Annotated in this window: 12 protein-coding genes and 1 pseudogene; 4 read left to right on the top strand and 9 right to left on the bottom strand. The window is 63.0% G+C overall.

The features are described 5' to 3' along the window. Window positions 1-28 precede the first annotated feature (28 nt). Both NKJ78_RS10140 and NKJ78_RS10135 read left to right on the top strand, forming a co-directional pair. A complete protein-coding gene (locus NKJ78_RS10140; protein WP_352459848.1) occupies window positions 29-1,030 on the top strand; it encodes a rhamnose ABC transporter substrate-binding protein in 1,002 nt (333 codons plus the stop codon). A 79-nt stretch (window positions 1,031-1,109) separates the two neighbouring features. After that, window positions 1,110-1,871: pseudogene (locus NKJ78_RS10135) on the top strand (glutamine amidotransferase). Between the two features lie 22 nt (window positions 1,872-1,893). Here the strand turns inward: NKJ78_RS10135 and NKJ78_RS10130 are convergent. Beyond that, window positions 1,894-2,325, bottom strand: a complete 432-nt coding sequence (locus NKJ78_RS10130) for a MarR family winged helix-turn-helix transcriptional regulator (protein WP_023670043.1) — start codon at window positions 2,323-2,325, stop codon at window positions 1,894-1,896. Between the two features lie 150 nt (window positions 2,326-2,475). Here NKJ78_RS10130 and NKJ78_RS10125 point away from each other — a divergent pair, with 150 nt between their 5' ends. Beyond that, window positions 2,476-3,318, top strand: coding sequence for an alpha/beta fold hydrolase (locus NKJ78_RS10125; protein ID WP_155923213.1), 843 nt, complete (start codon window positions 2,476-2,478; stop codon window positions 3,316-3,318). A 98-nt stretch (window positions 3,319-3,416) separates the two neighbouring features. Here NKJ78_RS10125 and NKJ78_RS10120 read toward each other — a convergent pair whose 3' ends face one another. Together NKJ78_RS10120 and NKJ78_RS10115 are read right to left on the bottom strand one after the other, a co-directional pair. Further along, on the bottom strand, window positions 3,417-4,331 hold the full coding sequence (locus tag NKJ78_RS10120; protein WP_352459849.1) for an alpha/beta fold hydrolase: 915 nt from the start codon (window positions 4,329-4,331) through the stop codon (window positions 3,417-3,419). 152 nt (window positions 4,332-4,483) lie between these two features. Further along, window positions 4,484-5,728, bottom strand: a complete 1,245-nt coding sequence (locus NKJ78_RS10115; RefSeq protein ID WP_352459850.1) for an MFS transporter — start codon at window positions 5,726-5,728, stop codon at window positions 4,484-4,486. A gap of 203 nt (window positions 5,729-5,931) precedes the next feature. Here NKJ78_RS10115 and NKJ78_RS10110 point away from each other — a divergent pair, with 203 nt between their 5' ends. Next, on the top strand, window positions 5,932-6,804 hold the full coding sequence (locus NKJ78_RS10110) for an AraC family transcriptional regulator (protein ID WP_352459851.1): 873 nt from the start codon (window positions 5,932-5,934) through the stop codon (window positions 6,802-6,804). A gap of 35 nt (window positions 6,805-6,839) precedes the next feature. Here NKJ78_RS10110 and NKJ78_RS10105 read toward each other — a convergent pair whose 3' ends face one another. From NKJ78_RS10105 to pgeF, 6 genes are all read right to left on the bottom strand, one after another. Further along, window positions 6,840-7,811, bottom strand: coding sequence for a Bug family tripartite tricarboxylate transporter substrate binding protein (locus NKJ78_RS10105; RefSeq protein WP_352459852.1), 972 nt, complete (start codon window positions 7,809-7,811; stop codon window positions 6,840-6,842). A 145-nt stretch (window positions 7,812-7,956) separates the two neighbouring features. Continuing rightward, window positions 7,957-8,472 (bottom strand): hypothetical protein, encoded by a 516-nt coding sequence (locus NKJ78_RS10100; RefSeq protein ID WP_352459853.1) that lies wholly within the window; start codon window positions 8,470-8,472, stop codon window positions 7,957-7,959. A gap of 93 nt (window positions 8,473-8,565) precedes the next feature. After that, window positions 8,566-9,501, bottom strand: coding sequence for a ribose-phosphate pyrophosphokinase (locus tag NKJ78_RS10095; protein ID WP_023686119.1), 936 nt, complete (start codon window positions 9,499-9,501; stop codon window positions 8,566-8,568). Between the two features lie 141 nt (window positions 9,502-9,642). After that, window positions 9,643-10,239, bottom strand: coding sequence for a hypothetical protein (locus NKJ78_RS10090; protein ID WP_023686118.1), 597 nt, complete (start codon window positions 10,237-10,239; stop codon window positions 9,643-9,645). A 55-nt stretch (window positions 10,240-10,294) separates the two neighbouring features. Beyond that, window positions 10,295-11,446 (bottom strand): M24 family metallopeptidase, encoded by a 1,152-nt coding sequence (locus NKJ78_RS10085; protein ID WP_352459854.1) that lies wholly within the window; start codon window positions 11,444-11,446, stop codon window positions 10,295-10,297. Next, on the bottom strand, window positions 11,446-12,240 hold the full coding sequence (pgeF, locus tag NKJ78_RS10080; RefSeq protein WP_352459855.1) for a peptidoglycan editing factor PgeF: 795 nt from the start codon (window positions 12,238-12,240) through the stop codon (window positions 11,446-11,448). Before pgeF ends, NKJ78_RS10085 begins: the two co-directional genes overlap by 1 nt. Between the last annotated feature and the right edge of the window lie 23 nt (window positions 12,241-12,263).

The raw sequence follows: 12,263 nt of genomic DNA, 5'->3' as shown, positions 1-12,263 counted from the left end.
AAGCCCGAATTCTGACGGAGGAGACACAATGAAAGCGTTTAGAATAGCCCTGCTCGCATCCGCGGTTCTGCTTGCGCCGGCCTCGCTGGCCTACAGCCAGGAATGCGCCAAGGAACCGGTGACCGTCGGCTTCCTGCCCAAGCTCGACACCGATCCCTACTTCAAGGTGGCTTTCGGCGGCGCCGAAGAGGCGGCGAAGGAAATTGGCGGCACCGCCACCCAGGTCGCCCCGTCGCAGGCGACGGCCGAGGCACAGATCGAATTCATCAACAGCCTTGTGTCGCAGAAGGTCGGCGTCATCGCTATCGCCGGCAACGACGCCAATGCCGTTGCGCCTGCGCTGAAGCGCGCCGTTCAGCAAGGCGTCCGGGTGATCTCGTACGATTCCGACGTCGCGGCCGATGTGCGCGCGGTGTTCGTGAACCAGGTGAAGGGCGACAGTCTGGCCGAAATGATGCTGGAAAGCGCATTCAACCTCAGCGGCGGCGAAGGCGAGTTCGCCATCCTGTCGTCGACGCCGACGGCGACCAACCAGAACGCCTGGATCGACTTCATGAAGGCGAAGATGGCGGCAGAGCCGAAATACGCCAAGATGAAACTGGTGCAGGTCGCCTATGGCGAGGAGAGCGAGCAGGTCAACCAGCAGCAGGCCTTGGCGCTGGTGCAGGCGTTTCCGGATCTCAAGGTGATCATCGTGCCGGCAGGCATAGGCCTTCCGGCGGCCGCGCGCGCACTCGAGGAAGCCGGTATGATCGGCAAGGTCAAGCTGACCGGCCTTGCGCCGGCCACTTTGATTTCGAAATACATCAAGGATGGCGCTGCCCAGGATATCTGGTGGAATGTCACCGATCTCGGCTACCTGACCTATCAGGCGGCCCAGGCGCTGGCGCAGTGCAAGATCACCGGCAAGGAAGGTGAGAAGTTCACGGCAGGCAGGCTCGGCGAGTACACGATCGGCGCCAGCGGCGAACTGATCCTTGGCCCGGCCAAGATCGTGACGCCGGAAAACCTGGCCGAGTTTAAGTTCTAAGCCTCCCAAGGCCCGGCGGGCGCCGGTTCAAGCCGGCGCCCGCTCGTTCAATTGTCAGTCGAAAAGCGTGAGGGCGACGATGAAACTCTTGCTGGCAGGCGAGACCTTCGCGGCGACGACGTCGGTCGCTGCCGGCGGCGACGTTCTGACAAGTGCGACATGGGTGAATGGCGCGACGGCCTTCAATGCCGCCCTTGCCGCAGAGCGCATAGCGGTGACGCAGATCGGTGGCGATCGCTGTGCGGCCGAATTTCCGTATGACCTCGACGCGCTGGCCGAATACCAGGCGGTGGTGATCTCCGATGTCGGCGCGCTGACCTTGCTGGTCACGCCGGAGGCCCGCGCCGGGCGCATCGGCGTCAACCGCCTCGACGTCCTCAAGGCCTATGTCGAAGGCGGCGGCGGGCTGATGCTGGCCGGCGGCTATATGGGGTTCCAAGGCCTGTTCGGCACGGCGCGTTTCCACGACACCCCGGTCGAGGACGTGCTGCCCGTGCGCTGCCTGCCATTCTCGGACGGGCTGGAAGTGCCGCAAGGCCTGCAGCCGTCGATCCTTCAGGCGTCGCATCCGATCCTTGCCGGTGTCGCGGGTCCGTTGCCGCCGATCCTCGGCATGAACAAACTCGATTTCAGGCGCGACGGCTCGTCCTAGCTTCTGGCGACCTGCCAGTATCGCGGCACGGACTGGCCGCTGCTTGCGGTTCGTGAGCATGGCCGTGGCCGCACCGTCGCGTGGGCGACCGACATCGGCCCACACTGGCTGTCGCAGGACTTTTTGGGATGGCCGCTCTACGGCAAGCTGATGGGCAACGTCGTGCGCTGGCTGGCCGGCAAGGATTAAGCCTGGCGTGTTTGTAGGGCAGCTAGTCCGGCTTGCTGCTCAACGCTTCGCGCAGCGCCTGGATCCGCCGATTCAAGGCATCGAGATCAGCCATCGTCATGCCCGAGCGTTCGATCAGGGTTTCGTTGAGGCAGTTGCACTGGACGAGCAGCGCGCGGCCGGCAGGCGTCAGGTCGACCTGCACCTGGCGCTCGTCCGTCTGGCTGCGCTGGCGGGTGACGAGACCGGCCTGTTCCATGCGCTTCACCAGCGGCGTGATGGTGCTCGATTCCAAAGCGAGCCTGTGCGCAATCGAGCCGACCGACATCCCGCCGGCTTCGGCAAGTGCGTTCAGCACGAGATATTGCGGATAGGTGATGCCCATCTCGTCCAGCATGGGCTTGTAGGTGCGATTGATTGCCATGCTGGTGGCGTAAAGCGTGAAGCAGAGCTGGTTGTCCAACGGGAGAGGCACGAGGCATTCCTTTGCCGACTGAGCACATCAATATGTACCACGAAAAATGATATCGCGATACATATTTTCTGTAGACAAGGATTTGGACCTGCGCTAGTCGTATGGTTATCGCGATATTGATTATCGCGGAAGCAATCAATGGAGAGCGAGATGACCAAGCCCGGCAGCAGCACGATCACCACCAAGGACGGCACCGAAATTTTCTACAAGGATTGGGGAACGGGACAACCCATCGTCTTCCATCACGGCTGGCCGCTGAGCAGCGACGACTGGGACGCCCAGATGCTGTTCTTCCTGTCCAAGGGCTATCGCGTCATTGCCCATGACCGGCGCGGCCATGGCCGCTCCACCCAGACCGATACCGGCAACGAGATGGACACCTACGCCGCTGATGTCGCGGAGCTTGCGGCGCATCTCGACCTCAAGGACGCGATCCATGTCGGCCATTCCACCGGTGGCGGCGAAGTGGCCCGCTATGTCGCGAAGTACGGTTCCGGTGGCCGTGTCGCCAAGGCCGCACTGCTCGGCGCGGTGCCGCCGATCATGCTGAAGACGGCGGCCAATCCGGGTGGCCTGCCGATCGAGGTGTTCGATGGTTTCCGCTCCGCCCAGGCAGCCAACCGCGCCCAGTTTTTCCACGATATTGCGGCCGGCCCGTTCTACGGCTTCAACCGCCCCGGCGCCCAGGTATCGCAGGCTGTCGTCGAGAATTGGTGGCGCCAGGGCATGATGGGCGGCACCAAGGCGCATTATGATTGCATCAAGGCGTTCTCGGAAACCGACTTCACCGACGATCTGAAGGCCATCGACGTGCCGGTGCTGGTCATGCATGGCGACGACGACCAGATCGTTCCGATCACCGACTCCGCGCTGCTGGCTGTCAAGCTCCTCAAAAAGGGCGAGCTCAAGGTCTACAAGGGTTTTCCGCACGGCATGGCGACCACGCACGCCGATGTGATCAACGCCGACCTGCTGGCGTTCTTCAAGGCGTAGAATCGTTCAGTTGAATAGACATCGTCCAGTTGGATAGGCAAGGCACCCGCCGCCGGGCGGGTGCATTTGCTTTCGCCGAAATGTCAGCGGGACAGTGCCTATTTATCGAGAAAACCAGTGATCAGTTTGACGGTGTCGTCGGGGTTTTCCTCCATGATCCAGTGTCCGGAAGCGGGCACGATGCCGCCCGTGACATCGGTCGCAACAAGCCGCAGGAGATCGGCCTGCGTAGTGCCAGCGGATTTTTCACCGCCGACAGCCAGTACCGGCATGGTCAGTTTGCCGCCGGCGGCAAGCATCGCCTGGTTGTCGATCGCGTCCTGGTCAAACGCCTTGAACTGCTCGAAGGCGTCATGCATCGCATGCGGGCGGGCATAGAGTTTGGCGTAGTGCCTGCGCGTCGCCTCGTCGATCTTCTTGGGGTCAGCCGACAACTCGTTGTAGAAGCGGTCGAGATAGATGCGCTCGCGCCCCGCGACCAGCCGCTCCATATCAGGGCCGCGGAAGTTGAAGTGCCAAAGCAGCGGGCTTTGCTTGATCTTTTCCCAGTCGCCTATGCCGGGCAGCGGCGCGTCGATGATAACCCATTTGGTGATGCGCTTGGGATACTGAGCGGCGAGCGCATAGCCGACCATGTTGCCGATGTCGTGGGTGACGAGATCTGCCTTGTCGATCTTCAGGGCATCCAACACGCCGGCGATGTCGACGGCCTGGTTCTTCTTGGCGTAGCCCGCTTCCGGGTGGGCCGACAGACCCATGCCGCGCAGGTCCGGCACGATGACGGTGTGGTCCTTTGCGAGGGCGATGGCCGCGGCGCCCCACATGTCTCCGGTATCGGCAAAGCCGTGCAGCAGCACGACGGCGGGACCCTTGCCGCCAACGCGCACATAGAGTTTGGTGCCGTTGGTTTCGACGGACTGCGTCTTGAAACCCGGCGGAAAGGGAACGATGCGTGCCGTCGCCGGCAAGGTAACAAGAAGCACGCCCAACACGGCCAACACGATCTTATGCATGTCATTCTCCAGAGACGTTAAGTGTCTGCGGCAGCGTTACCCCGCGCGCGCGGTTCGAACACTAGCAGGGTTTCCACCTGGCGCTTGGGGAAAGAATCATGAGGGCGTCGCAGTTGCCACGCCCTCATGTCGAGTGCTGAAGATCGGCGGTTTTAACTGGTCGCCGCCTGCGCCTTCCTGGCTTCCTTCATGTTGGGCAGGAACACCGTCAGCAGGCCGAGCAGCGGCAGATACGAGCAGATCTGGAAGACGAAATCGATGCCCTTCATGTCGGCGACGGCGCCGAGCACGGCGGCTGCAATGCCGCCCATGCCGAAGGCGAAGCCGAAGAAGATCCCGGCGATGGTGCCGACACGTCCCGGCACCAACTCCTGCGCAAACACGACGATGTTGGAGAAGGCCGAGGACAGGATCAGGCCGATCAGCACCGTCAGCACCATCGTCCATTCGAAATTGGCGTAGGGCAGCGCCAGCGTGAACGGCAGCACGCCGACGATCGAGAACCAGATCATCGCCTTCTGGCCGTAGCGGTCGCCGAACGGTCCGCCGAGCAGGATGCCCAGCGCCGAGGCGCCGAGGAACAGGAACAGCATGACCTGGCTCATCTGCACCGACACGCCGAACTTATGGATGGAATAGAAGGTGTAGTAGCTGGAGAGCGAGGCGATGTAGGCATTCTTGGTCAGCACCAGCAGCGTCAGGACGATGAGCGCACCCATCACTTTCTTGCGCGGGAAGGGCGAGACGAAGCTTGCCGCCTTGCGATTGCCCTGCGCGGCGCGCATCCGGCTGTACCAGCCGCCGACCCGCGACAAAACGATGATGCCGATCAGAGAACCGACGGCGAACCATGAAATGCTGGTCTGGCCGAAGGGCACGACGATGAAGGCAGCGAGCAGCGGCCCCATCGACTGGCCGAAATTGCCGCCGACCTGGAACAAAGATTGCGCCAGGCCAAAGCGGCCGCCGGAGGCAAAGCGGGCAATGCGCGAGGATTCCGGATGGAAGATCGCCGAGCCGATGCCGATCAGCGAGGCGCCGACCAGAAGCAGCGCATAGTGGCCGGCATAGGCGAGCACGATCAGGCCAATCAGCGAGGACGCCATTCCGTAGGGCAGCGAATAGGGCATTGGCCGCTTGTCGGTGATCATGCCGATGACCGGCTGCAGCAGCGACGCCGTGACCTGGAAGGTGAAGGTCAAAAGACCGATCTGCCAGAAATCGAGACCGTAGTTCTCTTTCAGCAGCGGATAGATCGCCGGCAGCAGCGATTGCATGATGTCGTTGATGCCGTGGCAAAAGCTCACCGCCAGAATGACGGTGAAGGCGGTCGCCTGGGCTGAAGGGAGGCTGGCGCTTGGCTGCGGTGCAATGCTGGTGGCTGTCGTATCGGTCAAGGCAGGCTCCGAGGTCTTTTTGGCGGGTGTTTGCCCGCGGGCAGGCTTGGCGGCCGCTCCCGCGGACCGCCTTAAGGACGCTCGTCTGAAGCGCTTGGGCGACGCCCCTGCGGAGCGCCTTGGGGATGGCTGCCTTATAAGCCGCTTGCGAGGCGACTTCTTTCGTGGTTTGGTCCAATAGTTTCGCAAGTGGGCCATAGCCGATGCCACATCGCAGGGATATCTTCCGCGCCGGCAATGCCGATCTCGGCCGATTGCACGAAAGCCGCTGGCAGTGGCTGGAGGAGGTTTCCGGGCCGGCGGTGGCTTTGCCGACCGAATATCCCGACGGCTACCACGTTCCGCAACACCGCCACAGCCGCAGCCAGTTGCTGCATGCGCTGGTCGGTGTCGTGCTGGTGACGACCAGGTACGGGCGCTGGATGGTGCCACCCGACCACGCAATGTGGATACCGGCCGGCACCGAGCATTCCGTCGAAATGCTGGGCGATGTCTCGATGCGCTCGGTCTATGTCATGCCGGGCGCGATCCCGGGCCTGCCGGAAGGTTTGCGCGTCGTCGCCATCACCGAGCTGATGCACAGCCTGATCGTCGAATCGGAAAAGCTGCCGCAAGGCGGCGAACTGGAAGGCCGCGGCGGGTTGATCATGAACCTCTTGCTGCACGAGATCCCGACCTTGCCGGAACGGCCGCTCGGCCTGCCGTTCCCGTCTGATCCCAGGCTGGCGGCGCTCTGCCGGCGCTTCGTGGCGGCACCGTCGCCGCATGCCACGATCGACGAGTGGGCCGATGCCGCGGGGATGAGCCGGCGCTCCTTCACCCGTGCCTTCCACCGCCAGACCGGACTGTCCTTGTCGACATGGCGCCAGCAGGCCTGCCTGTTCGCGGCACTTCCCAGGCTCGCCGACGGCGAGCCGATCACCAGGGTGGCGCTCGACCTCGGTTATGACAGCGTGCCGGCATTCATAACCATGTTCAAGCGCATGCTCGGCGCCTCGCCGCGCGGCTATATGCGCGGCGCCCGCGACGAAGGCATGCGGCGGGCTCAGCCTCGGCTTGAGGCCCCGGCGCCGTAGCGCCAGGAAAAGCCCGCAGCACTTTGTCGTAGGCCCTAGTCCAGCTGAACGCCGCTGGCCTTGACGATCGGTTCCCATTTGGCGAGTTCGGCCTTCACATGCGCTCCAAGCTCTTCCGGGGTGGAGGCCACGATCGAGGCGCTGAACTGGGCCATGCGGGCGATCACATCAGGGTCTTTCAGGGCTTCAACTGCCGCCTTCTGAAGAACGGCGACGACCTCCGGCGGCGTGCCTGCGGGCGCGAACAGAGCGTTCCAGCTGTAGGTTTCATAGCCGGGAATGGTTTCGGCAATGGCCGGTATGTCGGGGAAGGAGGGAACGCGCTCCTTGGTGGTGACGCCAAGCGCTCTCAGCGTCCCGCTCTTGATATGGCCCGATGAAGAGGGGAGGTTGTCGAACATCATCGGCACCTGATTGCCGATAACGTCGTTCAAGGCCGGTCCGGCGCCCTTGTAGGGAATGTGCTGCATGCTGACGCCGGCCATCGTCTTGAAAAGCTCGCCGGAGAGATGGAGCGGGGTGCCATTGCCTGATGAGGCGTAGGCATATTTGTCCGGATCCTTCTTCAGCATCTCGATCAGTTCCTTGACGTTCTTGGCAGGGAATTCAGGGTTCACGACCAGGACGTTTGGCACCAGCACGAGCAACGATATCGGCGCAAAATCCTTCTCCGCGTCGTAGGGCTTTGTCTTCAGGATCAGCGGGTTGAGCGCGTGGGTTGCGACCGTGCCCATCAGGATCGTGTAGCCGTCCGGTTCGGCTCGGGCGACCTGGGCAGCGCCGATGCTGCCCCCGGCGCCGCCGACATTTTCGACGACAATCTGCTGGCCCAGCTTTTCGGACATCTTGTTGGCGACTAGGCGCGCGACCAGATCCGTCGAGCCACCGGCGGAAAAGGGGACAACCATGGTGATGGTCCGGTCCGGAAAATCGGCGGCCCAAGCCGCCGGTGCTGAAAGGGTGGCTGCGATGGAAACCGCGAGCCCGAGCAAAGTCCTACGCCGCATCTGCTACTCCTCCGTTGATTGGAGGGGCAGTATGGCCATGGTGAACTCCTCGCACAATGCAACCATGGACTGACTGCCCGCCTTAGGAGATCGGGCTTGACACCGATGCTTCGGTTGGCGTGCGCGAGAACGCCTCACCCTCAGTTCAATCAGCCTTGGTCCAGCTGAAAACAAGCCATTTGTATCGTGACGTTTCTTCAGGCTCGGCCGTGTAGGTCATCTGCATGTCGCCGCCCTCGGCGTAGATGTCGAGCCTGGGCGCCGTGTCCAGTTCGAGCCACAGGGAATCGTTCTTGAACGACCATGTCCCGCACCAGACGCAAGGCCCCGATGCCGGGTCACCCGGTTGGTGAAAATTGTAGCGGCCGTCCGCCGTGATCTCCAGATAGTCGAAGGCGCCATAAAAGGCGGTCACAGTCTGCTGAAATTCGGTCGCAGCCGCTTCCTGGTCGGGCTTCGCCGGCTCTTTCAGATCACGCGGTGGCCGGATTGCGGACCCTGCGATGCTCCATTTGCCGATGAAATCCTTTTCGGTGGGAAGATATTCCGTTTGCGCCTGCGCGGTCGAAACCGGAGCGATTGTCGGCGCATAGGCCGCGCTGGCGATGCCGATTGCGAGAAGCATTCCTGCGATGCCTGCAGCCTTGATTCGATTGCGCATCAGCTGCGCTCCTTTCACGACGGTTTGGGGCAGATTCCAAAAATGAGATTACCCCCGAGCTAGGCCCGTGGGCACGCTTTTGGGCAACATGGATTAATCGAACAGGCTCGACACGGACTCTTCGGTCGCTGTGCGCGAAATCGCCTCGCCCATCAGGTCGGCGATGGAGATGACGCGGATATTCGGGGCGTCGAGCACGCCTTGCGTCGGCTGGATGGAATCGGTGATCACCAGTTCCTGCAGCTTCGAGCCGCTGATCCGGGCGACCGCACCGCCCGACAGCACGCCGTGGGTGATATAGGCGGTGACGCTGGTAGCGCCGTTGGCGAGCAGCGCATCGGCGGCATTGCACAGCGTGCCGCCGGAATCGACGATGTCGTCGATCAGCAGGCAATCCTTGCCGGCGACCGCGCCGATGATGTTCATCACTTCGGATTCACCGGGACGTTCGCGGCGCTTGTCGACGATGGCCAGTTGTGCGTCGAAGCGTTTGGCGAGCGCGCGGGCGCGCACCACGCCGCCGATGTCGGGCGAGACGACGACGACATTGGCAAGCTGTTTGTATTTTGCCTTCACGTCACGGGCCATCACCGGCACCGAGAACAGATTGTCGGTCGGAATGTCGAAAAAACCCTGGATCTGGCCGGCATGGAGGTCGAGCGTCAAAACGCGGTCGACGCCAGCGCGGGTGATCATGTTGGCGACCAGCTTGGCCGAGATCGGTGTGCGGCCCGAGGCCCGGCGATCCTGCCTGGCGTAACCGAAATAGGGGATGACCGCGGTGATGCGCTTGGCCGAGGAGCGCATGAAGGCATCGATCATGATGAGCAGTTCCATCAGATGATCGTTGGTCGGGAACGAGGTCGACTGCAGGATGAAGACATCCTCGCCGCGCACGTTTTCCTGGATTTCGACGAAGATTTCCTGATCGGCGAAGCGTCTGACGCTGGCCTTGCCCAGCGGGACATTGAGATAGCGGGCGACCGCTTCGGCCAGCACCCGGTTGGAATTGCCCGCGAAAAGCTTCATGCACCGTTCCTGGCGAAGGATGGGGAGGTCCTCTTAATCGGGCTTGTAGCGAGCCGTGCCGGTATTGCAAGCCTCGTTGACGGGAATCCGCCGGCTAATCTCAAAAACGTCAACAGTGAACGGAAGCCGGTAACAGGCGGATCAGCCGGCGCTGCCGCCGAGCCAGGCCGCGAACTGGTCGATCGTCTGGTCGGCGATCGCCTGCATGGTAGCGGGTGCAACCGCGGGCCAGCCTTCGGCGGCATTGACCGAGGGCGCCTTCTGCTGGCCATTGATGCGGTGTAGCCGGTTGCCAGCGGGGTCATAGACGTCCCAGACATAGATAACGGTGGTATCCTTGCCTTCCGTCATGGTCGAGAAGTAGCCCTTCAGCACATGGGTGGCGGCCTGGTCGGCGCTGCCGGCAAGGGTGATGCCGCGCTGCTTGGCGCGTGTCTGCAGTTCGGCCGTCAGCGGCGTTGCCGCTTCCACGGAGGCGCCGACGATCGGCGCGATCTGCAGCCGGGTCTTCGACAAAGCGGCGGCGCTCTGCGCGGGGTTGGCGGGTGTCGTGGCGCCGACGGCCGGCGCTGGTGTGGCGGCGGGCGCGATGCCCGGGGCAGCCAAGGGCTGAGCCGGTTGGGCCGAGGCTGCCGGCGGCGTGATGGCGGACGGCTCAAGGACGTCCTTGGCATTGGTGCAAGCGGCCAGCACAAGCGCTGCGAGCAATGACACGGTCGTCACATGCGATCGTCTCATCTGCCCGAAAACTCCTTAGTCGCGAACGCCCCCGCGTGGACCAACCATTATGGATTCACTGTACGATCAAGTCGAGATCATGGCGTGAAAGCGGCGTCGGCTGGGATTCGGTGGTCAGGTAGGTGCGGCCAAGCGTCATCGCCGTCTCGGTTTCGGAGTCCATGATGATCATGTGCGCGAACAATGTCATGTTGGGCGCGATCGGCTCGGGATTGCCCTGGTAGAACATCGGCATATCCATCCAGGACGGGGTGAAGCGGGCGCCGACGGAATAGCCGCAGGCGTTCAACCGATGCTTGGTCAGGCTGTGCGCCTCCAGCGTGCGGGCATGCGCGTCGAAGACGTCGCCGAAGGTGTTGCCGGGCGTCATCGCCTTCTCGACCGCCAGAAGAGCCGCGCGGGCGGCGTCGAACAGCTCCTGATGGCGCTTCGACGCCTTGCCGGTCAGCACGGTGCGCATCATCGGCGCGTGATAGTGATGGAACACGCCGGCCCATTCGAGCGTCAGCTGATCGTTCTTGGTCAGCTTGCGGCGCCCGGCCTTGTAGCGGCAGAGCAGCGCGTCGATGCCCGAGCCGATGATGAATTCATTGGCCGGATAGTCGCCGCCGCCGGCAAACACCGCGCCCTGCATGGCGGCAAGGATCAGCGCTTCGTCGCCGCCCTGCTTGATCAGCGGCAGGGCCGCGTCGAGCGCGTCGTCGGAAAGGTTGGCGGCCTTTTCGGCCTTGGCGATTTCAGCCGGGCTCTTGAACAGGCGCAGACGGCCGACAATACCGGAGGCGTCGGCGATCTGGCCGAAGGTCTGCAGCTGCTCGTCGACGCGGCGGCCATTGAAGGCGGTCAGGCCATGGGTGTCGTATTCGACGCCGATGCGGGCGCCGAGGAGATTGAGGTCGTTGAGCAGGTTGCGCAGGTCGATCGCCGGGTTGGCGCCGTCGCGGTCGGTCCACAGCACGATGTTGTCGATGATCGACGTGTGGCGCGCCTGGCGCAAATCGGCCGAGCGGGTGAGCAGCACCATCGAGCCGTCAGCCTTCACAACCAGGGACTGGAAGAAACAGAAGCCAAACGTGTCGTAGCCGGTTAGCCAGTACATGCTCTCCTGGGCGAAAAGCAGTACAGCATCGAGCTTCTTTTCCGTCATCTCGATCATCAACCGGTCACGCCGGGCGTCAAATTCCGACCGTTCGAAATGCAGCGCCATTATCCGTTCTCCAAAACAATTGCCGAAACCTGCCGACCGTAGTCCGGTTGCTTGCGATGCGTCGCGCGCCGGTAGGAAAAGAAGAGATCCTCCTCGGCATAGGTGCAGCGGCCAAGCCCCTGCGCGGTCACGCCAGCCTTCTTCAGCCGGTCGACCGTATAGAGGTTGAGATCGAACATTACATGCGCCGGATTGGCCGAAGGCGCGAAATAGCGGATGTTTTCGGCATCGGCTTCGACGAAACGGGCGACGAATTCCGGCCCGACCTCGTAATTGTCGGGGCCGATCGAAGGACCGAGAACCGCAATGATGCGCTCACGGCGGGCGCCGAGGCTTTCCATCGCGGCAATGGTGTTTTCAAGCACACCGGTGAAAGCGCCCTTCCAGCCGGCGTGTGCAGCGCCAATGATGCGCGCTTGCGCATCGGCGAACAGCACCGGGCCGCAATCGGCCGTCGAGGCGCCGATGGCGATGCCCGGCCGGTCGGTGACGATGGCGTCGGCCTTGGGCCGCGGGCCGGGAAAGGGTTCCCTGGCAATGACGACATCGGGCGAGTGGACCTGATGCGCGGTCAGGAGATGGCTGGCCGGCACACCCATCCAGGCAGCGACGCGGCGGCGGTTCTCGGCGACCAGCATCTGATCGTCATCCGACCCGGTGCCGATGTTAAGTCCCTGATAGATGCCGCCGGAGACGCCGCCGATACGGGTGAAATAGCCATGGCGGATACCTCGCGGCTTGGCCGCTTCCAGCAGCGGCGAGCGAACAGGATCCGGTTTGGTCTGATTCAGCATGGATGGGTTTGTTGTCCGCGCCG

This window comes from Mesorhizobium sp. M0037 (assembly GCF_040323635.1).
Lineage (GTDB): Bacteria > Pseudomonadota > Alphaproteobacteria > Rhizobiales > Rhizobiaceae > Mesorhizobium.
Note: the sequence above shows the minus strand (reverse complement) of the source record. Positions and strands in the feature narration are given on the sequence as shown.